At 49.3% G+C, this 25799-nt stretch carries 32 protein-coding genes and 1 tRNA gene; 19 read left to right on the forward strand and 14 right to left on the reverse strand.

From position 1 onward, the window contains the following. Positions 1 to 8 precede the first annotated feature (8 nt). Genes AC3OH0_RS02775 through AC3OH0_RS02790 form a run of 4 tightly spaced genes read right to left on the reverse strand, consistent with a single transcriptional unit; the run spans position 9 to position 4011 of the window. Positions 9 to 1484, reverse strand: coding sequence for a TFIIB-type zinc ribbon-containing protein (locus AC3OH0_RS02775; RefSeq protein ID WP_498344684.1), 1476 nt, complete (start codon positions 1482 to 1484; stop codon positions 9 to 11). A gap of 20 nt (positions 1485 to 1504) precedes the next feature. After that, positions 1505 to 2476, reverse strand: coding sequence for a hypothetical protein (locus tag AC3OH0_RS02780; protein WP_498344685.1), 972 nt, complete (start codon positions 2474 to 2476; stop codon positions 1505 to 1507). A gap of 2 nt (positions 2477 to 2478) precedes the next feature. Beyond that, positions 2479 to 3492 (reverse strand): SPFH domain-containing protein, encoded by a 1014-nt coding sequence (locus AC3OH0_RS02785; protein ID WP_193436627.1) that lies wholly within the window; start codon positions 3490 to 3492, stop codon positions 2479 to 2481. Positions 3493 to 3498: 6 nt separating this feature from the next. Beyond that, on the reverse strand, positions 3499 to 4011 hold the full coding sequence (locus AC3OH0_RS02790) for a hypothetical protein (RefSeq protein WP_498344686.1): 513 nt from the start codon (positions 4009 to 4011) through the stop codon (positions 3499 to 3501). A 177-nt stretch (positions 4012 to 4188) separates the two neighbouring features. Here AC3OH0_RS02790 and AC3OH0_RS02795 point away from each other — a divergent pair, with 177 nt between their 5' ends. The 3 genes from AC3OH0_RS02795 (at position 4189) to AC3OH0_RS02805 (ending at position 6507) form a co-directional block, all read left to right on the forward strand. Beyond that, positions 4189 to 4542, forward strand: a complete 354-nt coding sequence (locus AC3OH0_RS02795; RefSeq protein ID WP_498344687.1) for a hypothetical protein — start codon at positions 4189 to 4191, stop codon at positions 4540 to 4542. 146 nt (positions 4543 to 4688) lie between these two features. Next, positions 4689 to 6254 carry a hypothetical protein gene (locus AC3OH0_RS02800; protein ID WP_498344688.1) on the forward strand — a complete coding sequence of 522 codons (1566 nt, stop codon included), beginning with the start codon at positions 4689 to 4691 and terminating at the stop codon, positions 6252 to 6254. A 178-nt stretch (positions 6255 to 6432) separates the two neighbouring features. Then, positions 6433 to 6507: transfer RNA gene (locus AC3OH0_RS02805), tRNA-Val, on the forward strand. A 6-nt stretch (positions 6508 to 6513) separates the two neighbouring features. On the opposite strand, the gene AC3OH0_RS02810 is transcribed toward AC3OH0_RS02805, so the two are convergent. Genes AC3OH0_RS02810 through AC3OH0_RS02820 form a run of 3 tightly spaced genes read right to left on the reverse strand, consistent with a single transcriptional unit; the run spans position 6514 to position 9724 of the window. Further along, the gene (locus AC3OH0_RS02810) at positions 6514 to 7278 is read right to left on the reverse strand and encodes an alanyl-tRNA editing protein (protein ID WP_498344689.1); all 765 of its coding nucleotides are present in this window, start codon (positions 7276 to 7278) and stop codon (positions 6514 to 6516) included. A gap of 30 nt (positions 7279 to 7308) precedes the next feature. After that, positions 7309 to 8820 carry an ABC transporter permease gene (locus AC3OH0_RS02815; protein WP_498344690.1) on the reverse strand — a complete coding sequence of 504 codons (1512 nt, stop codon included), beginning with the start codon at positions 8818 to 8820 and terminating at the stop codon, positions 7309 to 7311. 1 nt (position 8821) lies between these two features. After that, positions 8822 to 9724, reverse strand: coding sequence for an ABC transporter ATP-binding protein (locus AC3OH0_RS02820; RefSeq protein ID WP_498344691.1), 903 nt, complete (start codon positions 9722 to 9724; stop codon positions 8822 to 8824). Between the two features lie 200 nt (positions 9725 to 9924). On the opposite strand from AC3OH0_RS02820, the gene AC3OH0_RS02825 reads away from it, so the two are divergent. Both AC3OH0_RS02825 and AC3OH0_RS02830 read left to right on the forward strand, forming a co-directional pair. Next, complete coding sequence (locus AC3OH0_RS02825) at positions 9925 to 10779, forward strand: DMT family transporter (protein ID WP_498344692.1); 855 nt, start codon at positions 9925 to 9927, stop codon at positions 10777 to 10779. 65 nt (positions 10780 to 10844) lie between these two features. Then, positions 10845 to 11342, forward strand: coding sequence for a transcription elongation factor (locus tag AC3OH0_RS02830; RefSeq protein ID WP_498344693.1), 498 nt, complete (start codon positions 10845 to 10847; stop codon positions 11340 to 11342). An 8-nt stretch (positions 11343 to 11350) separates the two neighbouring features. On the opposite strand, the gene truD is transcribed toward AC3OH0_RS02830, so the two are convergent. Beyond that, positions 11351 to 12442 (reverse strand): tRNA pseudouridine(13) synthase TruD, encoded by a 1092-nt coding sequence (truD, locus tag AC3OH0_RS02835; RefSeq protein ID WP_498344694.1) that lies wholly within the window; start codon positions 12440 to 12442, stop codon positions 11351 to 11353. After that, positions 12439 to 12750, reverse strand: coding sequence for a peptidyl-tRNA hydrolase Pth2 (gene pth2 / locus AC3OH0_RS02840; protein ID WP_498344712.1), 312 nt, complete (start codon positions 12748 to 12750; stop codon positions 12439 to 12441). The genes truD and pth2 overlap by 4 nt, the downstream gene beginning before the upstream one ends. 120 nt (positions 12751 to 12870) lie before the next feature. On the opposite strand from pth2, the gene AC3OH0_RS02845 reads away from it, so the two are divergent. From AC3OH0_RS02845 to AC3OH0_RS02875, 7 genes are all read left to right on the forward strand, one after another. Beyond that, a complete protein-coding gene (locus AC3OH0_RS02845; RefSeq protein WP_498344695.1) occupies positions 12871 to 13539 on the forward strand; it encodes a hypothetical protein in 669 nt (222 codons plus the stop codon). A 42-nt stretch (positions 13540 to 13581) separates the two neighbouring features. Beyond that, positions 13582 to 13803, forward strand: a complete 222-nt coding sequence (locus tag AC3OH0_RS02850) for a zinc finger domain-containing protein (RefSeq protein ID WP_498344696.1) — start codon at positions 13582 to 13584, stop codon at positions 13801 to 13803. Positions 13804 to 13816: 13 nt separating this feature from the next. Then, the gene (locus tag AC3OH0_RS02855) at positions 13817 to 14089 is read left to right on the forward strand and encodes an elongation factor 1-beta (RefSeq protein ID WP_498344697.1); all 273 of its coding nucleotides are present in this window, start codon (positions 13817 to 13819) and stop codon (positions 14087 to 14089) included. A gap of 62 nt (positions 14090 to 14151) precedes the next feature. Beyond that, on the forward strand, positions 14152 to 16353 hold the full coding sequence (locus AC3OH0_RS02860) for a CDC48 family AAA ATPase (protein ID WP_498344698.1): 2202 nt from the start codon (positions 14152 to 14154) through the stop codon (positions 16351 to 16353). 10 nt (positions 16354 to 16363) lie between these two features. Then, on the forward strand, positions 16364 to 16621 hold the full coding sequence (locus tag AC3OH0_RS02865; protein ID WP_498344699.1) for an ArsR family transcriptional regulator: 258 nt from the start codon (positions 16364 to 16366) through the stop codon (positions 16619 to 16621). 48 nt (positions 16622 to 16669) lie between these two features. Next, the gene (gene fen / locus AC3OH0_RS02870) at positions 16670 to 17731 is read left to right on the forward strand and encodes a flap endonuclease-1 (RefSeq protein ID WP_498344700.1); all 1062 of its coding nucleotides are present in this window, start codon (positions 16670 to 16672) and stop codon (positions 17729 to 17731) included. A gap of 141 nt (positions 17732 to 17872) precedes the next feature. Beyond that, complete coding sequence (locus tag AC3OH0_RS02875) at positions 17873 to 18319, forward strand: hypothetical protein (RefSeq protein ID WP_193436641.1); 447 nt, start codon at positions 17873 to 17875, stop codon at positions 18317 to 18319. Here AC3OH0_RS02875 and AC3OH0_RS02880 read toward each other — a convergent pair. After that, positions 18316 to 18999: a protein-L-isoaspartate O-methyltransferase gene (locus AC3OH0_RS02880; RefSeq protein ID WP_193436642.1), complete on the reverse strand. Its 684-nt coding sequence runs from the start codon at positions 18997 to 18999 to the stop codon at positions 18316 to 18318. The genes AC3OH0_RS02875 and AC3OH0_RS02880 overlap by 4 nt on opposite strands. A gap of 54 nt (positions 19000 to 19053) precedes the next feature. Between AC3OH0_RS02880 and AC3OH0_RS02885 the strand changes: the two genes are divergently transcribed. After that, positions 19054 to 19509: a DUF371 domain-containing protein gene (locus tag AC3OH0_RS02885; protein ID WP_498344701.1), complete on the forward strand. Its 456-nt coding sequence runs from the start codon at positions 19054 to 19056 to the stop codon at positions 19507 to 19509. On the opposite strand, the gene AC3OH0_RS02890 is transcribed toward AC3OH0_RS02885, so the two are convergent. Continuing rightward, positions 19465 to 20448 (reverse strand): class I SAM-dependent methyltransferase, encoded by a 984-nt coding sequence (locus AC3OH0_RS02890; protein WP_193436644.1) that lies wholly within the window; start codon positions 20446 to 20448, stop codon positions 19465 to 19467. The genes AC3OH0_RS02885 and AC3OH0_RS02890 overlap by 45 nt on opposite strands. Before the next feature lie 70 nt (positions 20449 to 20518). On the opposite strand from AC3OH0_RS02890, the gene AC3OH0_RS02895 reads away from it, so the two are divergent. Next, positions 20519 to 21343 (forward strand): NAD(+)/NADH kinase, encoded by an 825-nt coding sequence (locus AC3OH0_RS02895; protein WP_193436645.1) that lies wholly within the window; start codon positions 20519 to 20521, stop codon positions 21341 to 21343. After that, positions 21303 to 21851 carry an NOB1 family endonuclease gene (locus AC3OH0_RS02900; RefSeq protein WP_193436646.1) on the forward strand — a complete coding sequence of 183 codons (549 nt, stop codon included), beginning with the start codon at positions 21303 to 21305 and terminating at the stop codon, positions 21849 to 21851. The genes AC3OH0_RS02895 and AC3OH0_RS02900 overlap by 41 nt, the downstream gene beginning before the upstream one ends. On the opposite strand, the gene AC3OH0_RS02905 is transcribed toward AC3OH0_RS02900, so the two are convergent. Beyond that, positions 21826 to 22974, reverse strand: a complete 1149-nt coding sequence (locus AC3OH0_RS02905) for a PUA domain-containing protein (protein ID WP_193436647.1) — start codon at positions 22972 to 22974, stop codon at positions 21826 to 21828. The genes AC3OH0_RS02900 and AC3OH0_RS02905 overlap by 26 nt on opposite strands. A 106-nt stretch (positions 22975 to 23080) precedes the next feature. Here AC3OH0_RS02905 and AC3OH0_RS02910 point away from each other — a divergent pair, with 106 nt between their 5' ends. Together AC3OH0_RS02910 and AC3OH0_RS02915 are read left to right on the forward strand one after the other, a co-directional pair. After that, a complete protein-coding gene (locus AC3OH0_RS02910) occupies positions 23081 to 23401 on the forward strand; it encodes a hypothetical protein (RefSeq protein WP_227410909.1) in 321 nt (106 codons plus the stop codon). A 9-nt stretch (positions 23402 to 23410) separates the two neighbouring features. Further along, positions 23411 to 23629, forward strand: coding sequence for a DUF2283 domain-containing protein (locus AC3OH0_RS02915; protein ID WP_227410910.1), 219 nt, complete (start codon positions 23411 to 23413; stop codon positions 23627 to 23629). A 12-nt stretch (positions 23630 to 23641) separates the two neighbouring features. Here the strand turns inward: AC3OH0_RS02915 and AC3OH0_RS02920 are convergent, their stop codons facing one another. Further along, positions 23642 to 23935, reverse strand: coding sequence for a hypothetical protein (locus AC3OH0_RS02920; RefSeq protein WP_498344702.1), 294 nt, complete (start codon positions 23933 to 23935; stop codon positions 23642 to 23644). 10 nt (positions 23936 to 23945) lie between these two features. Then, entirely contained in the window at positions 23946 to 24236 is a 291-nt protein-coding gene (locus tag AC3OH0_RS02925) for a hypothetical protein (protein ID WP_498344703.1), read from the reverse strand. 66 nt (positions 24237 to 24302) lie between these two features. Here AC3OH0_RS02925 and AC3OH0_RS02930 point away from each other — a divergent pair, with 66 nt between their 5' ends. Then, the gene (locus AC3OH0_RS02930) at positions 24303 to 25163 is read left to right on the forward strand and encodes an N-glycosylase/DNA lyase (RefSeq protein WP_193436650.1); all 861 of its coding nucleotides are present in this window, start codon (positions 24303 to 24305) and stop codon (positions 25161 to 25163) included. Next, entirely contained in the window at positions 25160 to 25744 is a 585-nt protein-coding gene (locus tag AC3OH0_RS02935; RefSeq protein ID WP_498344704.1) for an HD domain-containing protein, read from the forward strand. The genes AC3OH0_RS02930 and AC3OH0_RS02935 overlap by 4 nt, the downstream gene beginning before the upstream one ends. Positions 25745 to 25799: the final 55 nt, after the last annotated feature.

A 25799-nucleotide genomic window follows, 5' to 3' on the forward strand; every position in this document is an offset into this window, starting at 1 on the left:
CAACTCTACTATATAGTTAGCTTTAACAGGTTATTTAACTCGGTTGTGAGACGTACGCCCAGTCCTTTCTCGTTCACAAGTGTTTTCTGGTCGAGCGTGTTGAAAGGTATGTAAACCAGGCCTACTGCCTGGGAGGATGCAAAGGTTATCTTGCCCCTGTACTTGTTGTTTACTGCTTCAATATAACCGTCCACGAGCTTCTCGGCTAGCACGCTGGATATGAACGGGGGGAAAGCCCTGGCTTCTCCAGGTATGCTTGAAACCCTTGCTGAGGAAGCAATATCTTTAGCCAGAGAGTAGCCGGGTGCTTCCTCAATTTTCTCGGGAGGCGGCGTTCTCCCAGTGTATAGTCCTAGGACGTCTAGAACTGGGTTTTCAGCGTATGGAGGTATTGAGGCTACTAGAACAGTGAGCCTTGACTCCCCGCCCTTCCTGAAAACAATGCCCTTGACGAACGAGAACCTGCACTCAACCACGTAGAATGGAACGTAGAAGCCTCCCCTGCCAGGGAGCACGTTAACCTCGGGTGAACCCGTCTTCCCGTATGCTAGCTTCTTGAGGTTAACCATTATCTCCAGAAGATCCTGGATAGGCCTCTTATAGGTGTCTCTCAGCCATTTGAAAACACTCATGTATGCTTCAACCCATCTCACAATCTCCAAAGGATCTCTTCCAGCCGTGAAGAACTTGTGAGCAGCATCTGATAAATTATATATTGATTCAGCAGCCATTTTCTCAACTTCTAAAATACCCCTGTTAACCTCCGGGATGGGCGAGGACCCAACCCTCTCGAGAAGCAAAGCGTACTGGTCAACACCTGTTTTCGCAAGGTCAAGTGCTGCTGAAGTGTTCCTGGCATAGAGCTGTTCAAGAGATGCGAGCATTGTCTTGATAGAGCTGAGCCTTTGTTTAACAAGCGTGAAACCAGGGTCGTCTGGAATTTCGGACAAGGCTTCTTCAATATTCTTCAAAGCAGACTTTACATCATACTTCGATAGTGCTCGCAGAGCGTTGAGGAGGTATCCTGCGGTGTTACCGTAGATTATTGTTTCACTAACGAATCTCGAATCCTCTTCTGAGACTGCGAAGTCCTTGACAGCCTGTACTCTCAACGCCTCCTCGAAAAACGCTCTCGGCTCCTCCCCTGGCGGTGTGGGAGGTGGAACAGGTGTAACAGGGTTTGACAAGTACTGGAGGTATTTCGCCCTAACATTAGCCCTGGTCATTAACAGCTTCGGCTTTATCAGGCTCTGGAATATTTGATGCCTAGCAGCAATATCTGCAACAGTTGTCGAGACGGCGGTGGAGGGCAGTAACTCCCTAATCCACTTCTCAAGCTCGCCTCTGAGTTTTTCAATGTAGCGGGTGGCATCCACTATCTTGTTGAGGAAGCCGCAGTATTCGCACCTAACCCATTCCTCTCCTTGCTGGGGTTTCGGAAGAGGGGCTCCGCAATTGGTGCATCGCAACACTACAGTCTCCATGTTATTCCCCTTTCCTAGCCTTATCTTCTTCCCACTTGAACCCGTATAGCTGAGACTCTCACTTCAAGCGAGCTTATCCTAGCGTTCAACCTTGCCTCGACTTCTTGAAGAGCCTTCATTGCTAGCTCATAATATCTCTTAGCTAGCGCGTCGCTGAGATTGTAAACCATGGTGTAGCATACCCTGCACACAGCTATCTTGCCGTCAGCTATGAGGAAAGACGCCTCGCCCCCGTATTTCTCCCTTATATAATTGTTAACCGAGGCCGGCATGTAGATGTAGTTTATCTCCTCGCCCTGTATCTCCCTGTGACAAACCCAGCACTTCGTTGTTTTCGAAAGCTTCCCCAGCTTATCGTTCACGAAGCTTCTAACCTCGGGAGGCGCTTGCTGAAGATACGCCATTGCCTCACTGTATAGTTCAACAGCTTTAGAGGGGTTGTCAGCCTCTATTTTCAACGCTCTTATAATCCTCGCGTAACCTAGGAGCCTGAAGCCAACCGAGCTTAAAGGGTCGTGAATGTTCAGCAAGTCCTCGAGTATCAGCCTCCTCGAGCCTTCCCCGAGGAGAATATTGCCAACCTCCTCGTATTTCTGAGCGATCGATTCATCCATCTTCACGGCTTCGTTAATGTTGAATCTAGGCAGGCTGAAGATCATTGAAGCCAGCTCGAGATCTCTCGCAAGCTCCCCCGCTGTAGGCTTTGCAGCGATCCCAATATCTAACGGGAGGGCGGGATCTAGCTTCCTACACTGCTCTGCGGCTTTCGAGAATGCTTCAGGGGTTTTCTTCAAAAGCGCATCGTAGAATGTCGCGTAGAAGATGGTTTCCCCAGCCCTCCGGTTAATCTCGGGGTCGTTCGACTTGGAAGCGATCTCGTAAGCGTTTAGGAAGTGTTTCACAGCACCCTCTATATTTCCCTTGTTTCTATCGCTGAAAGCCTTGTTTAACTCGTCCTCGAACTTTTCCCTCTCACTTTTGAAGAATATCACGGCTACATCTCCTTCTTATACTTCTCAAGCAACTCCTTCTTCAGCTGGTCGTACTCCTCCTGGGTTATCAAGCCCTCGTCGAGCATTTTCTTCAGCTCCCTCAGCTTGGCTACGAGGGGGCTTTCCTGCGGCTGGGCTGGCGTTGGCGCTGGCTGGGGAGGTGCCTGCTGAGGCTGTTGCGGCTGAGTAGGCTGAATAGCCTGCTGCATTAATGTCGGCATGGCTACGAGAGCACCCATCCAGCCTGCGGCCGGTGATTTCCCAAGAGCCCTCATGACTTCAACTGTTTTAACAATCTCCAACACCTTGTCCTCGTCTCCCTTCTGGATTGCGAGCAGGAGGGGTAGTCCATAGGTCGGGTCCTCTTTCTCCATTCTCTCAAGCTGGGGCAGGGTTATCCCGGCTATTTTAACATCAATGAGCTCTAACCCTCTCTGCGCGAATGCCTCCTGGATTGTTCCCGCCTTCAGCCTACTTGTAACCTGGGTTAGGTTGGTGTAGATATCTATTGCACTGTACTTGCTGATCTCCTGTATCAGCGTCTCCACGAAGTAGTTTCTTATAAAGTCTGCAACCACTGTTGAAGACAGCTCCCTCACGGCCCCGGCTACCTGTGTTAGGAAGAGGACGGGGTCTGCAACCCTGTACCAGAATTCTCCAAAGCTCTGGAGCTCCGTCATGTAAAGGGTGCGGGGACCCAGCTTAACCCTTGTTGACAGCCCGAACTTCCCTCTGAACTGCTTCAGCGATACGAAGATTATCCTAGCTTTGAACGGGGTTTCACCATAGCCTGCCACGAGCCTGAAAGCCCTTGTTAGAAGCGGGAGGTTCTGTGTCGTCAAAACATGTCTACCAGGCGGTAGGACATCGTATATTTTCCCATCTCTCATGAACACTGCTGTCTCATACTCGTGCACTACTAGAACGCTGCCCCATCTAATATCCTCGTACGGGTAAACCCATAAAATATCCTCGGGGCCGGGGTTAACCCACTCTATAACGTTAGTCTTGCTCACGCATCATCACCTCACAATCCCGGACAATATCCTCTCCCTCTCCTCCAGGAGGGATTCATACTTCCCTAAAAGCTCCTCGATACTCGCAAGGAACTTCTCAGCCTCCAGGATGCTCGACGGCTTGCTTGAAGTAGTCTTGTTCAGCTCCTCAACTATCACGCCCATGTTTAAATCATGCTCCAGCATCTTGTCCAGAACGTTCTCGTCAACCTTGAAAGCGTGGAAAAGGGGTCTGTACCCGTAGGGTGCGTGCCTCGTTTTCTCGGCCAGGGAGTCAAGCCTGTAGATGAGTTTTTCAACACGGTTTGAAACAGGCGTGGAACCTGATGACGACACTATGAGCGAGTAAAAGCTTCTGAGGTCTGAAACGCTCTTCTTAAGCCTCCTGTAAAGCTCATCCCTGACAACCCTGTCGGTCTCCCTGATAAGCTCTTTCTCCTTATAACCCTTGTACCCGGGGAACAGCATTAGTAGCTTCTCGTAAAGCCTGAGATCTGGTGAAGGTTTGCCACTAGACAATAAAGTAACACCTCACTAATATTAACAGCTTCCAACTTAATATATTGAATCGTTAATTGTTCAACCATAGCGTTTAACTAGCAGATTCATACGTGAGTATTGGGGGATTCGGCAAGCTTCTCCGCTTTTCAACTTTATTAACGTTGAGAAGTTAGTATTGATTAAGGGTTGGTTTGAATGCATGAAGCATTGAAAATAATCCTAATTCTCACACTAATAACAGCATCCATACTGCCGCTAGCCCTTGGAACACAGGTCAGGAATCAACCCCTTGTCAGCGAAACCCCGCTCGGGGTGAAAATCCCTGTTGACAACACCCCGTACGCCTCGTACACTATAGAGCCAAACCTGGTCTACTACGGCGGTAAATACTATACTTCGATACTCAATATAACCCAGGGAGCTTTTATCGAGGGGAACATCACTTTCTTCACGATAGACCCTGCCACCGGGCAGGCTGAGAAAACCTGCTCACCGACAACCTGGGAATCGACAACTACCTCATCCTCGCCGGAGGCAAGCTGGCGCTAGCGTACACTAGATTCCCGAACTCCACCTATTACAGGGATCTTAGGCTCTTCCTAATCGACCCCGCGACAGGGAGCGTTGAAGCCGACGTACCTGTTGCCGAGACCTGGAAGATTTACGACGAGCATCCTGTTGCGGCCTACAACCCGGTGAGCAACCTCCTCGGCATAGCCCACTACATGGGCAACGGTTCGTACAGGGGCTTCATGCTCTCCATCGTGGACTTGTCAAGCCAAACACTCGTGAAAACCTACTTAATACCTCCCAACACTACGCTTGGATATACTCAAATAACCTTTAACATAGCGCCGCTGGGGGACGGCTTCATCTTCCTATACGTTAACGATACTTCAACTCCTGGAGAGTTAGACCTGAACCCGGTCTTCTTCAACCTGACCAACATGTACCCGCTACCCGTGATCCCTACTCCAGGGGCTAATGAAACCCTGGGCGATATAATCACGATGAGAGCGCCCAACATCACTAGGACTGACACTATTTACTCACCGTTCCTCCCCGTGGTTGTCTCAAATAATAAGGTTGTCTTCGCAGGGTTCACCTACAACTCGGACGGTTCGAGAAGCGTGTTCATTGCTGAGGCCGCGATGGTGGGGGGTGAAGTAGTGCTGAGAAGGATCGTGCTTGGACCGGGGCACTATCCCTCGATCGCTCTTGGATCATCGGCCATGGCAGTAGCCTACTCCTCCTTCGGTGCTGGAGGATACGATGTAGTGCTCAAGATTCTCGACATCGAGAGCCTTGGCGAAATAGCCTCGCTCAACCTAAGCAGGATTGCTGGGACCCAGGAGTCTAATGAGGCATATGTGAAGATAGCTTACTCGCCCATGGGATATTATATTGTTACGTGGAGCGTAATGTACGGCACAACCTATTCGATAGTGGTTGGAGGCGTTAAGGAGAGCAGCCTAGGGTTCACCGGACCCATAACGCTTGAAACCACGCCAGCCATGAACGCGACGCCTGTAAGGGTTGGAGTGGACGGGTTTGACGGATTCGCCGTTCTGTTCAGAGAATATAATGTTGCAACCAACGAGTCTGACACATACCTGTTCCTCGGCAGAATAGGCGTTGACCTCCCCCCGATCACGGAGACGACGACAACAACAGAGACCGTGACAACCACTACAACCGTTCCAACAACCACGACAATTACCGAAACCATCACATCCACCACCACCGTGACCGAGACAACAACCGTCACGACCACTTTAACCGAGACAAACACCACTACTGTGACTGAGACGGTCACCTCAACTGTGACCACTACGGTTACTGAAACCTATACGGAGACAACTACGGAAACGGTAACAGAGACGTCTTACACGACTATTCCAACCACGGTTACTTCAACAATCACGAATACAACAACCGTTACGGAGACATCCTACACGGTGATCCCAACTACAACCACAGTTGTCCAGACCTCGTACACTACGATTCCCGTGAGCACCACTATAACCAATACTACAACGGTGACGACCACAGCCACGGTGACCAACGCGGTATACACTACTGTAACGGAGACTCAGACGGAGACTACGACGAGAACGGTTGTAAGCACTGAGTGGACAACATCCACTAAGACCGAGACGTATACCACAAGCATCCTTGAGACTTCAACAGGAATAGCCGGGGCTATTGCAACACTCATAGTCGGATTCCTCGTAGGTTGGTTGGTTAGAAGGCCAAAATGATTTTTTACTCCTAACCCATTCGCCTTTACATCACACTCCATTAGCTGGAAATCGCGTGTAGTAGTGAATAATATTATCGCTCGCAGGCGATTCTGCCTAACCTTACATCACTCAATGCTTGCTGGTTTAAGACCGCGTGGTAGGGTTTAAAAATACTTGAGTCCTTAATTATAGGAAGGGGCCCGTCGTCTAGCTTGGTTAGGACGCCGCCCTGACACGGCGGAGGCCCGGGGTTCAAGTCCCCGCGGGCCCATCTCCTTCAATCAGCATCGTAGTATAGTTTGAAGCCTCTAACGGTTTCCTCAAGCCTCAATATTTTGATCCTTCCAACCTCCTTTGTGTTAGAGACGTGTGTCCCCGTGCACGGGATTGCGTTGACTCCTTCAATCTCGACTACCCTGTACCTGCTCGTCCTGGGAAGTCTTTGAAGGTTGGGGGCGTTGTAAATCCTTGCTGGAAGCTCTTCCCAGCTGACCCAGAAGGCTTTAACCCTCCGAGCCTCCTCCACTATTCTCGTAGCTTCCCTGAGAACTTCCTCAACAATCTCTTTCGAAGCACTCCTAGCATCGTACTCTATGTAGGCATCTGGGGGAGTGTGCTGGGCTTCGAGAGTGTTGACATTTCTCCCATAAGCCTTCATCACAGCGTAGTCCAAGATGTGCCCTGCGGTGTGAAGCCTCATAGTCTTGTACCGGGGCTCCCAGTCTAGCTCAAGCACCACCTGGGAGCCTTTAACGGGCAGGTTTCCCTCAACCAACCTGCCGTAGTGTGCTACAATGTTCTTAACCATGAGGGCTTTCTCAACCCTGAACTTAATGCCCTCGCCTTTGACCCAGCCGGTATCGCTTCCCTGACCCCCGGTTTTCGGGTGAAACACTGTTTTATCGAAGACAAGGTAGCACCTGCCCGGCTTATCGCAGGCATAGTCGAGAAGATTAACTGTTGCCGTCTTCAAATATGAATCTTCAAGGTATAGAAGCTCGGTGCCCTGCATGTTCTTAAGCCAGGAGTAAAGATCAACCATGACCAAGCAACCCGTTTCCTCTTATGAAAACTATCTTGAAAGATTTGCCTTCCTGAACAGGGTCCAGCCCAGCAGGAAAGGTACCAGCGTCCAAGCGGCCCCAGCGGCAACGACTAGGTACGGGTTTACAACAGAGACTTCTGCATAGATATCAGGGAATTCTGCTCTGTTTACGAAATATGTTGCAAAGCTTGTTAAGCCGAGGGGGTTGAAGTAGTAGCTAGTATACTGGAGTTTCTGCAGCTCCTCGACAAGCCTGGGGGTGAAACCGTGCATGAAGTATGCTAGTATGAATACCAGGATCCCCATGATCATTGTGAAGAACAGGTACAGGATGATTGAGACCGCGAGATACTTACCCCCGCTTGCCACTGTTGAAAGCATGTAGCAGACGCTGTAGAAAGCTATGAGTGATCCAGCAACGCCTAGGAACAGTATCACAGTGTAAGACGCCTCGATACTGTAGCCGGTGAGCAAGAATATGCTCGCGTTGAATGCTGCGAAGAAAACCCCTGTTGAAGCTAGAGCGGTTAAAACCCCGGCCGTGAACCTCGTGACATATACTTCTAGCCTTGTAACAGGGCGGGCTATGAGGAACTCCAATGCCCCAATCCCCTTCGGCTTAGCGACGAGAGTGTATGCGAGGTATAGAACCACTATTGGGAAGAATTGGGAGAATAAGCCGAGCCCGGCTGTGCCGAGAGCGATGTTTGTAATACGTCGCTGAATAATCCCTGTCTGAATCCTGGTTACAGGTAATGCGCTACTCAAGTAGGTAAGGCCTTCGGGGTTTTTAAGGTAGAGCATGATTCCAGTTGTAGTTGAAGCATTCAAGCCTAGCTCCGATGCGTTGGTCTTGAAAACATTAAGCCCTGTTGAAACATTACCGGCTAACAATGCTTTTTCAAGCCCAGCGTTACCTGTGTCCGTGGAAAACGTGCAGTATAGCTCGAAGCCATCGCCGGGTGGCTCAATCAACATTGAAATAGTTAGCTCATCATTCTTTAGAAACACGTAGCCTGCTGAATACACCGACTTCGAGCCGTCGAGGCTGGAGAAGTAGATAAGAGGGGTGGAAGCATAGAGCGCTCCTCCGCCTCCCTTTATGAAGCGTGCCACTATACTGTTGAATCCGAAAGGCGTTGATGATCTTACTTCGAAAAGCAACCTCCCCGTATCCTCAGGTAGCGACCTTATGATGTCAGACTCCAGCGTTGTCTCAACGACATGGTAGCCATCCGCCCGGAAAGCAAATGTTTTCAGTGTTTGATAAACCCCGTTCTCCTCAACTAGAAGGTTTACCTCGACGTTAGCTGTGGTTCGTCTCATCTCTGAGTCGTAGATGTTGTAGTGCATGGTTAACTCCCCGGTTTCAACGTCAAGCTTTGCGAGGAAAGCTGGATAAGAAGATCCTGCACCCATGCTAAGCGAGATGGATACTAGGTATGATAGCCCAACACCGACCAGGATGAAAACTGTTAGTGTCACTAGCGTTGCTGGACGTATGAAGGCTCTTTTAAAGTCGTAGAAAATGGGGTTCACATCACTCACCCTTCCCCCTTATCAGGTTGAAGAAGAATTCTTCGAGGCTTCTCTCCTCGCTCCTAACCTCCTGTACGCTGAAGCCGCTCTCCACGAGCTCCTTGACGATTACGCTTGGGGAAGCGTTTAAGCCTGAGACCACCACGTACTCACCCCTGGTTTCAACCCGTCCATACTTCTCGAGAATGCTGAGGGATTCCCCAACTCTGTCAATTTTCATGATCAGGGATGGTTTAGCCATGTTCACGATCTCGCTCATCATGTAGACACCGATGATCTTGCCCTTATGGATGAATACTACCTTGTCAGCTATTCCTTCAACCTCGCTTAATATGTGTGAGGAGAATAATACAGCCTTACCCTGCTTCTTAAACTTCACGGCTAGGTCTCTGAAGAAAACTATTCCCTTAGGGTCCAGGCCGTTTAAAACCTCGTCGAAAATGAAGTTTGGGGGGTCGTTGATCAGTGAGACCGCTAGGGCGAAGCGCTTCTTCATTCCCTGCGAGTAAGCGGCAAGCTTCATGTTCAACGCGTCTCCAAGACCCAGCATCTCTAAAGCCTCTCTCCCCATTCTCTTCGCCTCGGTAGGCGGTATGCCGTAGTAGCCTGCTAGGTACACGTAGTAGTCCAGCGCCTTAAAGTCTGTTTCAAAAATGGGAAGCTCTGGAACCCACCCGATCCTTTCAGAAGCTTTTTTCTTCTCCCTCGTCACCGATAAGCCGTCGATTAACACGTCCCCGGAATCCGGGGGCAGTACTCCAACAGCTATTCTAATAGTTGTGGTCTTGCCAGCACCGTTCAAGCCTACGTAGCCCGTTATCTCCCCGTTATACACTTTAAATGAGACGTTGTCAAGGGCTTTAAGCCTGCCAAAGGATTTTGAAACACTGTTAACCTCTATCAAGCATTTGCACCTTTTACTTGATAGTAATAACCTCTCCACGTCTTATAAAATTTTAAAAGAAACCCTTCCTCCTGTGGAATCCTTCACATCTTGTAAGATTCCTTGACACGCAATTATTTCAAACAATGTATAAGTATAAACGTCCCTTCAGTATATTCTTTAAGAGCGAATAAGTATGCATATGAAGAAGGGTGGTTAAAGTGGATTATCTCGCACCAATAGTTGCATCGCTGATGTGGAGCTTGAACCCTGCCGTAATTTCTAAGTACAGGGAGCATATTAAGCCGGTGCTTTTCACCGGGTTCAGGGCTCTCACAGCTCTTGCATCACTCATCCCTTTCGCGCTGATCAATAGTCATGGCTTTCCAGGGTTTACGGAGGCTGGTCTCGCAGTCATTCTGGCCTCGGCTCTGCTAGGGCCCGGAATAGGGGACGCTTCATACACTAAAGCTATTCAACTCCTCGGCGGCTCCCTCGCGGTGATAATAAGTTACACGTACATCTTCGTCTCCCAATTCATAGCGGCGGTTTTCCTGAACGAGCCCTTAAGGCTTCCGGTTGTTGCCGGCAGCTTGACAGCCTTCCTAGGCATTGTCCTAGCATCTTCAAACGGCAACGGGGGAAGGTTTAACGTGAAGGGTGTTGCATACTCTGTTGTTGCCTCTATTTCATGGGGTCTCGCAACATCTATGATTAAGGTGGCCCTCCTATACGCTGACACCTTAACCCTCACCGTGATGAGGCTCGGGTTCATAGCAGTCTTCTTCATCCCCGCCGGCCTGATCGTGGAAGGGGGTCCTGGGAAAGGGGATTCGAAGCCTTTGATCAAGGCTTCGCTCATAACAGGGGTTTTAGGGTGGAGTATTGGAATGCTCCTTTTCATCTACTCTATAAACAAGTTAGGTGTTTCAGCCACTGCGGTAGCCACCGCGCTCACCCCGGTGCTATCCCAGCTAACTGTCAAGCTCCTGTCCAGGGAGAAGCCGACGCTGAGAACTGTTGGAGGAGCACTGCTTATTTCTTCAGGAATAATTATATCCCTCCTTTCTCCTTGAAAAAGAGTTTAAATTACTGTTTAATCGTAAAATCCCTTTGAAGAGTAATACGGTGATGATGTAGCTTGAAATACCCGCTGGACAGGATATGCGTTAAAAGCGGCATCTTATGCCCTAGCTGCCAGCGTAAAGTGGAGACAGGCGTTGTCGATATTGATGAGATTAAAGTGATGAAGGCTTTAATGGATATTGAGGAAAAGCACAAGGTCTTGAGGAACGGGGAGTATGTGAAATCTTTCATGGCAGGTGATCAACTCATACTGATACTCCGCGACGGCGTGGAGCAGGCCGAGCTTGAGGAGGTTTCAAAACACCTTAGCAGGGAGCTTGACGCTAAGGTTAAAATAATTGTTGAGACAGGCGATATAAGAAGGCTTATTGAGCAGGTGATCAGTCCTGCATCACTCCTCGGCGTGAACCAGGTCTGGCTCCCCGATGGAACGGAAATCGTTAACGTAAGGGTTCCGAGGAGGGATCGAAGATTTTTGGAGAAAAATAGAACCACGTTCGAGGAGTTAATAGCTAAGTTAACCAGCAAGAAGGCCAGGATTGTTTTCGAGTAATAAGAGATTTATTTTAAAACCAAGTTCTCCTTAAACAACTCCCTTAACACTATGCTCGCATAGAATCCTTGCTTCAGGAAGAAGCCTATCTCTAGGAGATTGTTGGCATGCTTTAAGCTGATGTTGGATGGCTTGAACAACCCCGTCCTCCACCAGCATCCCAGCTCGCTAATCCTGTCAGGGCTCAAGCCTTCCTTCTCGAAGAGATCCGTGTAAAGCGTTGAGCCCTCCTCACCGCAGCCAGGGGCTGGAAGCACCCTGTTTAGACACCCCCATCCGCATGTGTCGACCAGCTTGTTTAAGAGAAGATTGTAAAGGTAGCTCGCGTAAGCCTCCACAAGGATTCTCGACGTTGATTTCTGCACAAGCTCTAAACCCTTGGATAGTGGTGATTCAACATATAGTTTCTCGTAAAACAGTCTCCCCGGGAATGATCCTTTAATCCTTGCAACAGCACTGTTCATTTTTTCCCATGGATAATGCTCTCTCAGGAAGAATATGCTGAACCGGTCCTCCCTTCCAAGAAGAATTTGCTTGCCTAAAAGGTGGCTTATCGGCCTCTCAACCCCGAATCGCTGATACCCGTAGTATGATGGCAACCCCGAAGCAACGATAAGCCTAAGCAAATCCTCGGCAATACTGTAATCGCCGGGTCTTGAACCCTCCAGGGTTATCTTGAACCTGTTCCCGACTAGTGATTTTCTCGTGGGCTTAGCACGGGCGAAGCCTATTAGGAGAGTGGCGTAGTTTTCGCCACAAATTTCCTTAAGATCGTTGCTAACCAGGGTTTTCTTGACGAAGAAGAACTGGGTGCTTGTGGACTCCTTATCCTTCAATCCGAGGTGAATAATGTTGGAGTCAGGAATCCCGATCTGTTTTGCGAGAAGCCTTTTAACGCGTAAAGTATCCATAGACCTCTTAGTGACTCTGAGCACCGCGTACTCGCCTTTTTCCCTGTTAAAGCCTAGTTCTTGAAAGTTGACAACCTCCTCCACGGTGAACGTGTCAGGGGTGATCTTGAGCTCGGTGTTTATTTTCCGATGCGTGAGAACGTGCTTCAACCCGGCTACGTAATCTAATGGATGAGGGTAGTAGGTCAAAGAAGCTTCAACCCGCTCGTGAGCTTGTCAACAGCCTCATCAGGCGCTGGACCTATTGCAACGGCCGTTGTCGTTCCCGGAGGCAGCTCGGTCAGCCCAGCGTCTTTGATCAAGGATGCTGGAAGCCCGCTCCTCGCAGCTTTCTCATACAGCTGGATGAGCTCGGCCTCGCCTGGAACTTTCACCACAACTTTCTTCTGCCCACTACTCCACCATTCTTCAAACCATTCTCTTCTTGAACGGTATGCTTCGAAAGCAGCTGTCACCGACGCGTGGGCAACCTGCACGGCGAGCTTTCCCTTGCTCATCCCGAGATCGCTTCTAACAATTATAACCTGTTTCAACCCGTTAAACCCTCAACAAGAATTATTAAACACTCCTCATATATTAGTTCCCGCTGGATTATTCAATGCTTGGATGTGGACTTTATGGGTGCTAAATCGTGTTTCACAATCCTGACACTACTGGTTTTAGCCATGGCCTCAACGGCTAGCGCGCAAGGCGTGGAGCCTGTTTACAGCCCTGGAGACTTCTTCAACTACGAGTACACTGTAACGCTTTCACGAAGTAATCAGTTCTGCACGGTTAAAGTGTTTCTCACAGTTAGAGTGGAGAGCGTGTCATATCCTTTCGTGGAGTATAGTATTGGCGATCACAGGAGGATTAGCTTCACCGGTGACTGCGAGGTTTTCGGCCTAAGCCTGGAGATGGTTGAGAATAGTTTCAGGGATAGCAAGGGTGTTGACAGGCTGGATGCTGAGCCCTCATCATCATACATAGGATTCTTCGCCAATCCCTCGTATACTGGCGAGTTCGCGGAGAGTTATCAGGTAGCAACGGGTTTCCTGAATGTTACAGCCAAGTATGTCAACGGCGTGCTGATAAGGTATGTTGAGCTAACCGAGACCTTCTTCTTCAACAGCGTGGCAATCTTAGAATTACTCTCGACAAGCGCATACTACAGGGTTAACCCAGCCCTTGCCCCCATGGGTTTGGCAGCGGCAACGGTGGGTTTCGCCCTTGGGTTAGTCGCGATAACTTACTCGTGGAAGAGCAAGAGGTTGCAGGTTGCTGAGAGAATATTTTTAATACCTTAATCACGTTTAAACTGTTGATTGCTTAACCATGGTGGTTGCTACATGGTTGCACAGTACAGTTTAACGCAGCAGGCCGGCATCGTTGTCGAGGAGGCAGCGTCACCCCCGATGTGCGATAGCTGCCACAGGATCATGGAGCCCGGGGACTATGGCACGGAGTTCATGTGCCCTAACTGCGGGAAGGTATTGATCCGTAGATGCAAGAGGTGCAGGCAGCAAGCGGTTGAGTACGCCTGCCCTAACTGCGGGTTCAGGGGTCCTTGAAGAGGTGGTGTGGATGGCTCAGGTTGCTGTAGTGGTTAAAATCCTCCCAGAAGATGTGGAGACACCGTTGAACGAGTTGAAAGCCCGGATTGAGCAGAGCCTGCCGCAGGGATATCAGGTGAAGGCTAGCGATGAGGAGCCAATAGCCTTCGGCTTGAAAGCTCTCCGCTTATTAATAGCTATGCCTGAGGAAACCGAGGGCGGGACAGAGCCCTTGGAGAACCTTTTAATGAGTATTCAAGGCATCAGCCAGGTCGAGGTTGAAGCTGTTTACAGGCTTCCTTAGCAATTCTTATATTAAGGGTTTTTCACACTCAACATTATAGGTTGTTAACGCTGGTGCTTGATTTGGCAGGGAATAAGTTGAGATTACCTTTAAGAGTACTAGACGCTGATAGGAGGGATCTACATAAAGGCATAGCGAGGCTGGACCCTGAGGTAATGGATAAGCACGGTATATTGGAGGGAGACCTCCTCCTTGTTGAGGGAGAGTCGGAGACGGCTGTGATAGCCGCTGCAAGCAGGGATCAGGATAGGGGTCTGGGGGTAATAAGGCTTGACCCGGTTACCAGGAAGAACGCGGGCGTGAACATTAACGAGGTAGTTTTCGTGGAGAAGGTTGAGAAACAGTACGCTCAGGTGGTTAAGCTAGCTCCAACCAATTACTTCGCCCCCGCCGACCCAAGCGTGGTGGAAGAGGTTAAGAGGAGGATTATTGGAAGGCCCTTGATGGAGGATAATGAAATCCACGTAGTCATAATGGAGATGAGCATACCTTTCAGAGTCGTAACCTTGAAGCCGAAGGGGCCTGTGATAGTTTCTGATGAAACAGAGCTCTACATTTTCGAGGAGCCTGTCGGGGAGGTTCCAAGAGTAACGTATGAAGACATTGGCGGACTAGGCAACGTGATCGAGAAGATTAGGGAGATGGTTGAGCTACCGCTCAAGTACAGGAAAGTGTTTAGGAAGCTGAACATTGACCCGCCTAAGGGAATACTTCTGTACGGTCCCCCAGGCACTGGCAAGACATTGCTTGCTAAAGCGTTGGCTAACGAGGCTAACGCGTACTTCATCGTGATCAATGGTCCAGAAATCATGAGCAAGTATTACGGTGAGTCGGAGCAGAGGCTTAGGGAGATCTTCAAGCTAGCGAGGAAGAAGGCTAAGAAGAACCCTGCAATAATATTCATAGACGAGTTAGACGCTATTGCGCCGAAGCGGGATGAGGTTATAGGCGAGGTTGAGAGAAGGGTTGTCGCCCAGCTCCTAGCCTTACTTGACGGGTTGGAGAGCAGGGGGAACGTCATAGTGATAGCGGCTACGAACAGGCCTAACGCTGTCGACCCAGCTTTGAGGAGGCCTGGCAGGTTTGACAGGGAGATTGAAATACCTATGCCGGATAAGAAGGGCAGGCTGGAAATACTTCAAATCCACACGAGGAGGCTTGTTAAATCTGGCATCCTCGGCGAGGATGTCGACCTGGTCAAGCTCGCAGAGATGACCCACGGGTACACCGGCGCTGATCTCGCCGCCCTGGTCAAGGAGGCTGTCCTGCATGCTTTGAGAAGGTATGTGCCTCTTGAAAAGTCTAACCCGCCTACACCAGAAGAGGTTTTAGAAAAGGTTAAGGTTACTTTCGAAGACTTCATGTTCGCGTATAAGAGCATCGTACCCAGCGGTCTCAGAGAGATATATGTCGAAGTCCCTGAGGTTCACTGGAGCGATATAGGAGGGCTTCATGAAGTGAAGCAGGCTTTAAAGGAGAGTGTTGAATGGCCCTTGAGAATGCCCGAGGTGTTCGAGAAGTTCGGGATTAAGCCTCCAAAAGGCATACTTCTATACGGGCCTCCCGGATGCGGGAAAACCCTCCTCGCCAAGGCTGTTGCAACCGAGAGCGGCGCCAACTTCATAGCTGTGCGGGGCGCGGAGATCATGAGTAAGTGGGTTGGAGAGTCGGAGCGTGCTGTAAGGGAGATTTTCCGGAAAGCCAGGCTACATGCACCCACGGTTGTCTTCTTCGACGAGATAGACGCGATAGCCTCGCTGAGAGGTGCCGAGCTGGACTCTGGAGTATCAGAGAGGGTGGTGACACAGTTGATTACCGAGATGGATGGTATTCAGAAGCTTGAAAACGTCGTTGTGATAGCGGCAACCAATAGACCTGACCTAATAGATCCCGCGTTGCTGAGGCCTGGAAGGCTTGAAAAGCTCATCTATGTTCCCCCGCCAGACTATGACGCGAGGCTTGAAATACTCAGGATCCAGACAAGAAGCATACCCTTGTCAAGGGATGTAGACCTCCGGGAGATCGCCCGGAGAACAGAGGGATACAGCGGCGCAGATGTTGAGGCAGTTGTGAGGGAGGCGGTCATGTCTGCTCTGAGAGAATCCCTCAACGTTAAGGAGGTATCAGTGAAGCATTTCAACAGGGCGTTAGAGATTATTAAGCCAAGCATTAATGATAATATGTTGAGATATTACCTGGAATGGGGGGTTAGGGCGAGGCAGCAACTCCCTAGGTCTCACTTAAAGCCTCAAGTCTACGTTTAAGGTGGGTAAAATGAAATATAACCCGGGCTACTGGCGTCTTACCCCTCTCTTCAGGCTGATCCTGGAGATCGTGATCGACCATCCGGAGGGAGTCTCCGAGTCCGACCTAATAGATATCTTGAAGAAGGAGCACGAGGTCGAGGTGGGGAAGGCAGAGCTCTACAAGGCTTTGATGAAGCTGGAGCTATCGGGTTATATCCAGGTAGAGCCTGTTGGAAAAGAATTCGTTGTACGGCTTTCACCATCCTTTCCCGAGCTTTTTAAGTGAATAGTTTTAAATGTTTTAAACAACTATTTTAATGATCGTGGGAGAGGCATGGGAGTAAACCTTAAAGACCTCATACCAGAGGATGCTAAGATAATTATTGAGAACATGCGCGTGTTGAAGGGGAAGGTTATCGCGATAGATGCTTACAATGCCCTGTACCAGTTCCTAGCAGCCATAAGGCAGCCGGATGGAACCCCTCTAATGGATTCCCAGGGCAGGATCACGAGCCACTTGAGCGGGCTTTTCTACAGGACTATAAACCTTGTTGAGGAAGGCTTGAAAATAGTTTACGTGTTTGACGGGAAGCCCCCTGAGCTTAAAGCTAGGGAGCTTGAGCGCAGGAGAGCGTTGAAGGAGGAGTCTGCTAGAAAGTATGAGGCTGCTGTTGAAGCAGGTGATTTGGAAGCGGCTAGAAGATACGCGATGATGGCTTCGAAGCTAACTGATGAGATGGTTAAGGAGGCTAAAAAGCTCTTAGACGCTCTCGGAGTTCCCTACGTTCAGGCACCAGCCGAGGGTGAGGCCCAGGCAGCATACCTTGTTAAGAAGGGCGACGCCTACGCTTCCGCAAGCCAGGACTACGATAGCCTCCTCTTCGGCTCCCCCAGGCTGATAAGGAATCTCACTATTAGCGGGAAGAGAAAGCTTCCGAGAAGAGAGGAATACATCGAGGTCAAGCCTGAGATGATAGAGCTTAACACGTTGCTCTCCAAGCTTAACCTGACCCTGGAGAACCTTGTAGATATAGGGATTCTGGTAGGCACGGATTATAATCCGGAAGGCTTCGAAGGGATAGGGGTTAAGAAAGCCTACCAGCTCGTCAAAACATACGGGTCGATCGAGAAGATTCCTAAAGCCTTGCTCAAGTCCAGCGTAGAGGTTGATGTCCTAGAGATTAAGAAATACTTCCTCCAACCCCCTGTTACAGACTCGTACAAGATAGAGTGGAGGGAGCCCGATGAGAAACTGGTTTTCGAGATCCTTGTTAACGAGCACGATTTTAGCGAGGATAGAGTGAAGAACGCGCTTGAAAGATTTACTAAAGCATACAAGGAGAATATTAAAGGAGTTCAGACCGGGCTGGGCAAGTGGTTTGCCAAGCCCTCCTAGCTTACGCGTTGTTAACAGGTAGGTTCAAAACATTTAAATCGAGAAAAACCACCCGCTCCGAACCCTATCCTCAACCTATGCTAAGAAGTGGCAGGATCGCGTTTATAGATATGTTTTAACATAAAATACTTTGTGAAGCTCATGAGCGGTGAAAAACCCACAACCGCGTTCGTGCTGATGTTGCTTTCAGGCATTATCCTACTGCTCTTCGCGATACTAGCATTAGCGATAGGGGCCTTGCTACGCGCGGAGATTCCCCTTGAAGAATCAATGCCGCTTCCAACCGGTATGGGGTTCCTCACGGCTTTCGCGATAGGGACTGTGATGATAATAGTCGGGGCAATAGCCTTGTTAATTGGCTTGTTAATGATCGTTGCCGCTTTTAAGATTCGTAGTGGTGAACCCGGCAAGGTTAAAACCTGGTCTATAATAGGGATAATCCTTTCTATTGTAAGCCTGATCACTGTTGGCGGAGGATTCTACCTAAGCTTTGTCTTGGGCTTGATAGGAGGGATTCTCGGATTAACGTGGAAGCCGCCGGAGAAACCCGTTGCACAGGAGCAAACCCCTCTCCCACCCCCAGTCTAATTTTTCCACCTTTCCTCCACGCTCCATCCATACCTGCCTATTAAAGGGACGAACACGCATTCTATCCCCCACCGCTTATTTATTCTCCCATTCTTCTTCTCAACGATTAAGAGTCTTTGGAAATACCTGTCCCCCACCGGTGCTACCAGGATCCCGGGATCCCCTAGCTGCTCCAGCAGTGGCGGAGGAATATCCGGGGCTGCAGCAGTTACTATTATTCTATCGTAGGGAGCAGCCTCCCTGTAGCCCAGTGTTCCATCGCCGACCAGTACCGTGACGTTTTCCGAGTATCCTGCTTTCTCAAGGTTTTTCCTAGCAAACGAGGCTAGCTCGCTGATTCTCTCAATACTGTACACGTGTCCTCCACCGGAGTCCTGCTTGGCAACTATTTCAGCCAGGACAGCGGCCTGATAACCCGACCCGGTTCCAATCTCTAACACCTTGTTGCCCGGCTCAGGATCCAGCTCCTCGGTCATTATGGCAACCATGTGTATAGCACTTATCGTCTGACCCCAGCCTATGGGTAGCGGGGTATCATGGTAGGCGTATTTCCTCATCGCCTCTGGGACGAACAACTCCCTCGGCACTGTTAGGAGAGCTTTAATGATCCTGGGGTTTCTCAAGTAGCCTGAGTCAACTAGGAGTTCGACAACTCTACTCCTCTGCTCGTGAAAGCTCAACGCGATCCCTTTGAAAATATTAGGTTTATGGTTTAATTAAACATGGGGTTAGGGATGATAGTTGCCAGCGAGATAGTGCGCGCAAAGGGCCACCCAAACGTTACGGCTAAGCATAAGACAACGCTGGAGATAACGAGGGATTGTGATTTAACGTTGAGAGGGGACTGCATAATAGGGGTTAATGCTGACAAGGCTGCGTCAAACCTGTCCAGTGATTTTAAGGCTGCCTTAACGTCTCCGAGAAACATATTGTTAATTGTTCTTGAGGCAGGCGGGTTTAAGGACTACCTGATAGCACATGGTTCGAGAGAAATTACTGCTACCGATCCTCGAAGAATCATTATCAGGAGAAGTAGCTATGTCGAGCCCGCGACAATAGGGGTTTACGCGACGAAGGCAGCCGGGGATCTAGATAGAGGGTTGGTCAATAGTTTGAAAAGCGGTGACGCCGTGTTAACGGTTAAGCTATACGTGCTCAGGCTTGATGATATCGAACCTGTAAATCCCTGAGCCTGGAGAGTACTCTAGGACAAGCCTGTGGCTGAGTATTCTCCACCCTGGGAGAACACTGCCCACCTCGTCAATGCTGGTGTAGACATCTCTTGTTAGAACGTATAGGTGTAAGATGCCTTCAGGCGCGAGGACTTGATCGTAGACTTCGGCAAAGCCTAGGCTTGCCTTAGGGAGGTTTGCGATCACCCTGTGAGCCACCTCTTTCCTCGGGAGGTGATCAGGGATGTCTCTTGCATCATTGTTTAACGGTATGATGACTCCTTTAAGCCTCCTCATATTGGATTTAATATTCTCTATTAAGAGTTCGTGGGCAACAGGGTTTAAATCGTTTGCCAAGACCAGTGCGGTTTTCAATGATGCAATGTGGACTGGGAACCCGCCTATCCCTGAGAATAAGTCAACAACGATCTCGCCATCCCTGACCAGGGATGCGAGCCTCCTATGCTCCTCTGTTAGCCTTGGATTATAGTAGACTTTTCCAAGCCTGATCTTGAAGCTTAAACCGTATTCTTTAACAACAACTACTTCAACCGGGGTTCCCCATAGGAGTTTGAGAACCGGTACTCTATACTCTTCAACAGTCTCCTCCTTAACATATATTGCTTTCAGCCTTGGATGAGTTTTTAGAAGCGCATCCACAACCTCCTCCGACGCTCTATGCTCCAAGACCTTGCTCCTCACAATTGCTACATCTCCCAGCAAATCGTATGAGGGAGGGTTAACAGCTATCTTCTTCTTGTATCCCGGGGCGCATTCGACAACTCTGAACAATGTTTCATCGATGGATTCAGGCTTCTCAGCAACAGGTATGAGTACCTTGTCACCTGCCCTCTCTATTAAGTAGTCCTCGAGGAGTAGGCCGGTTTTCCTCAAAGCCTTTATCGCTTTCTCAGCGCGGGTTTTTTCAACTTCCACGCAAAGCACTTTCCCGCCCAAACCAGTCACCATGCTCAGCTAATTAAAATCTATATTACTTAGCTTAACATATGTTTGATCGTGGATTGGAATGTTTTCCAAGGTAGCGTTGATATACAAGCCAACGCTTAAGTGTATTGAAATGGTTAAGGAGCTTTCGAACGCTTTCTATAGCAGAGGGTCTGAAACCATATTGTTCACTGTTGACGATTTACTACCGGCTGAGATAGAGAACACACAACTCGTCGTCGTGGTTGGAGGAGACGGAACGTTTCTCAAAGCATCCAGCACTATTCAGAGAACAGGGGCTTTCATCCTACCTATTCACTGCGGCAGGCGTGGAGCCTTCTTCGACCCGATTACCATGCCTCTCCCGGAGATTGTTGAGAATGTTTTGAACGGCGAGTTCATAGTTCAGTACTATCCGAGGCTGAAAGCCTGTAGGGGGAGCGACTGCAGGGTTTTCATTAACGAGCTCGCTTTAACCTCAATAGATCAGGGAAGGATCACGGGCTTCTCCATAGTTATCAACACCCCGGGGATTAGTTCGAGGCTAGAGTTTGAAGGAGACGGCGTCCTGGTCGCCTCATCGCCTGGTTCAGCCGCTTACAACTTGTCCGCGGGAGGACCTTTAGTTGACGCCTGGAACAGTTTGATCATTATAACCCCGTTGAACCCTATGCAGCTCAACCTTCCACCCATAATCCTTCCATCTTTTTCAACAAACGTAAGGGTTTCATGCAGGGGTTTTTCATCAATGTTTTTCGACGGGGAGAAAATAGCGACGCTGACTCGTGGAGAAGAGGTGGTTGTCTCAGGCTCTAACAACTATCTTAGAGTGATAAGGTTCAAGCCCAGGAGGGATCTTCTCAAAAATGTCATCGAGTCGAGATGGGTTTCCTTCCCCCAGGTTTAAAACAGCTGTCCTGGACACGTCAGCCCTTCTAGCGAAAATATACAGGCTCCTGCCGAGGCATGAGATCGAACTATACACGACTCCTCGCGCAGTGGAAGAGGTGAAGGATCGCGAGAACAAGGAGGCCTTGGAGGAGGCTTTAGACCTTGGTTTAATAACTGTTAAATCCCCGGGGAAAGAGTTCGTTGGAAAAGTATTAAAGCATGCTACCTCAATAGGTGAGGTTTCAAAGCTTTCGAAGACTGATGTTGAAGTAGCTGCCCTAGCCCTTGAGCTTAAGGAGGCTGGCGGAACCTTTGTTTTCACAGATGACTACAGTCTGCAAAACCTTCTACTCCACTTAAGAATCGGGTTCAAGCCGTTGAGGACCTACGGCATCTCAGAGGAGAGGGCTTACCTGGAGAAATGCCCCGTGTGCGGGTATGTCCCAGGCGAGCCCGGGGAGAAAACATGCCCGTTATGCGGAAGCGAGATCAAAAGGGTCAGGCCTTTCTCAGTAAAGCAATGAAGTAGCCAGGCATGTCACTGTTTAACGGGTGGAATCTGTAGCCTACTATGTTTTCAAAATAGACTTTATCGCACCGCGTGAACAGTGTTTCAGCTTCAACGCTTTCAAATCCGAGCTCCCTCACAGCGTATGATACTACTTCCTCGTTCTCCTTCGACGTTAGAGTACAGGTTGAATAAGCTACTATGCCCCCTTTCTTCAGCAAGCTGTGAGCAGTTTTCAAAAACTGCTTCTGATAGCTGGCATTGTTTGAAACATCGCTCATAGTTTTATCAAAAACTAGCTTCGGCCTAACCCCTATGTTACTGCACGGTGGGTCCACAAGAACCTTGTCAACTCTTCCGTTAAGGTTGAAATCCAGGTGTGCATACCTAGAGTCGTACGGGATGGGGAGGACATTCATTGCCAAGCCCAGTTTTTCAAGGTTCGACTTCAACACCGTAATCTTGGACTCGCTCCGGTCGAAAGCTATAACCCTACTCCTCCCCCTAGTGTACTGGACTACGTGCCCGGTTTTACCACCCGGCGATGCGTTCAAGTCTACGACCAGCTCTCCCTCGCGAGGATCTAGAAATATCGTAGTAACCATCGCCGGAAGTCCTTGCGGATAAACCAATCCCTTACGGTAAACCGAGAGCTCACTTATCCTCGGGGCGCTGTAGACGGAGGCAACGTTTACCCCTACTAAGCCACTATTCATCCTGAACAACTCGCTGGAAGACACTGTTGCTTCAACAACACCGACGTAAAACCCATGCTTCGACACCACCCTAACCATGTCCCCCCTTCTGAAGGAGTCAGCCTTCAAGACACCGGGCCTGTACAGGTTGGAACCCATCATCACGGAGACAGCGGTCTTCTCATCCACCACTATAGTTTTCTCAACATCCCCGGGGAGTTTATACGGGCCCTTCAGCTCAACGTAAACAGCTTCTCCAATCTCTCCATCCCTCCAAGCCCTAACCCCCTCCCTCTCCATCTCCTCAAGAACCGCTTCAATGCTTGCTCTCAAAGTGTTGACCCGGATGTAAAGCCTTCTAGGCGGCGTCTTCAAAGACTCAACCAGCCTTAGGGTTAAACTACCGTAAACGCGTCTAAGCTCGTTTAACAGGCCTTCCTGCATATCCCGAAGCTCCCTGTTCTAGTTGAGCTAGGAAATCCTTATTAGATTATAAAACAATATAGGATTTACTAGCCAGAGACTCGTTTGTGGAAGAGGTGAGGCTAAAGTGTCTTCCTCTACAAGGATAACTGATAAAGAGCTGAACGAGGCGTTAATGGATAAGCAGGAGAAGAAGCCCGTGGACGAGAAGCAGAAGTGGGTTAACAGGATTTTGAAGAGTGCTAAGCAGTATCACAAGATATGCCCGTACTTTGACAAAAGGACGAAGATGTGCTTCATAACTCTCGGGACCAAGTGCGACAGGGAGGGAAAGTTCGACACGTGCCCAGTGTTCAAGGCGTTTCTCGAGAAGAAGTACGATGAATACAAGGCTAAGAGCCAGCCGCTACCACTTGACTTCTCAGATGTTGTTGCATCCCCTCTATAGGTGTTTAACGTGGAGAGGAAGTATTTTATCGAAAACCTCGGCAACATGTGGATAGAGTACGATAAGCAAAACGACATACTGTACTTAAACTTTGCCACGGAGATAGGGGATGCTGACGAGGAGGTTTTAAGTGAGGATGGCGACGTGGTTTTCAGACTCAAAGAGGGGCGTTTAGTCTCAATAATGGTTTTAAACTTCAGCGAGAAAATCGGTGCAGCGATTCTTTAAAAGATTTTTAGTTTAAAATCCTCGTACAATCCGTCGGACGAACGAGTGCTCCGGGGGCAGAATCTTACTTATTTCTTCAAATATCTCTGTAGCATTCTCTCCCTGGATATCGATGAAGAGTGTTTCACCTTTAAACGCGAGGTAGACGACGGTGTTATTGCACGTGTAAAGCATTAGCTTCCCAGCCGATTGCTCGGGCTGGAGAGCAATGTCAAACACTATGACGCACCCCTTCTCTGCGAGAACGTCAACAATGTTTCTCCTCAGCTTTAAATGATTCGTGTCTATTAGAAAATGAGTTATCATGCTTAATCCTCTAAATGTTTTCAAGAAACTCTTCAAGTTTAACAGGCTTGACAATATGTATTTTAACCCCTCCCTCCTCAATAGCCAGCGCAGGCTCCTCGGGCACGCTTGTCGAGACCAGGATGCTGGCATCATACTCTTCGAGCAAGTCCTCTAGGAGGTCGACATTTATACCGGGAGAGGGGAGTTCTGCAAGTATTTTCCTCGAATCCATATCGTAAACAATTAGCTTCTCGGATGAAGCCAGGCTTGAAACCCGCCCATTCCCCACTGCAACGACCATAATGTTGTTGCCAACCATTAAGCACGCCTCCATAATGCTTAATTCTTAAGCAACTTATAAAGAAGGAGGCGGGATAGGGATTCAGTGAGGATTAAGATAATGTTTATCGACATTCAGAGAGCGTACGAGTTGTCAAGGATTTTCAAGCCTCTCACCAATCTCGTAGGAATTGTTGAGAGAAACGACCCTCAGTACAGGGCTGTGGAAGCATTAGCCAGGGTGAAAGGGTGCGACCAGGCCGCTGTGCTCGTCATTGCTAATGCCTTGGTTAGCTACCAGTTGAATGTCCGGGGCGAGGAGTACTGGCAGTATTTCGCGGAGAGCACTGCATCCGCGAGGGGCTCGCCCGACTCGGTCATGCTGGGTTTTCTGCTCAGTAATAAGCATAGGAACAGGTTGCTCCAGCAGAAGATTGAGAGGGTTAAATCTTTCTTCAATACAAAACTCTACAGGGATTTAAGCATTGATGGATTGAAATACTGTTCGTCCTTGGAAGTACTCAGGGATAGGCTTGCGGAGGAGCTAGCGTCGAGCAGGTTCTCCAAGACAATACTGTTTGCTGTTAAAATGTACAACTACGTCTGCACTTCATGCGGAAGAGAGGTCAAGGGTGATGTGGATTTACCCATAGATCTGAGAAACGCTGAGCTGAGCGTTTGGAGCTGTATCGTGAGAGAATGCGGCGGGGGAGAACGAGCCTGCTCGGAGAAGCTCATGCGAGACCCGTACCGTGCGAGGCTGGCTGATGCGTGGAGGATAGTGTGCAGGGAGTCCGGAATACCTTGCGTGAAGCTCGATGCGTTAACATGGCTGGTAGCAGGCGTCTTAAAGGATTCAGGCTTGAACCCGGTGGTGGCGGGGAGGAGGGTTGCGGAGGCTTTCGGCGTTGAAATACCGGTTGAAGCGTTGAGAGAGCTTGTGAAATGTGCTGGTGGTGGGTATTGAGGATTATTGAATCACTGGTTAAAGCTCTCCTGGGAGGCGACTTCGACCATGGATATCCCCATGTGGAGAGGGTTTTGAAATGGGCTGAGAGGATTGTTTCAGCGGAAAACCTTGTGGTGGATCGCGAGTTGCTGGAGACTATCATCCTGTTGCACGACGTGGGAAGAATCATAGGTGAGCCTCATGCTTACTACTCAGGCTTACTGGCAGAGGAGTTGTTGAAAGAGTTAGGCATTGATCATGCTGTGATAGGAAGAGTTGTTAACGCCATACAATACCACAGCTTCTCCTACGCCAGGAATCACAATATTCAACCGGGGTCGACGGAGGCATTGGTGCTGAGCGATGCTGACAAGCTCGATGCTCTCGGCGTCGTGGGCTTCATCAGAGTGTTTCTCTACAGCTGTAGGAACAGACGATCTCTCGAAGACACTCTCAGACATTTCGACGAGAAGATATTCAAATTGAGCGGTGAGGTGAAGTTTCACTACTCCCGTTTAAAAGCCTTGGAGCTGGCGGAGAAAACTAGGGGGCTTCTCAACGAGTTACTGGCGGAGTCCGGGACGCCTGCTCTGCCCTAGGGGACAGGCTTTTAAAGAATCATAAGGGTTGTTAAAGCATATTTTTAAATGGTGG

It is taken from the genome of Thermosphaera sp., from assembly GCF_059755995.1.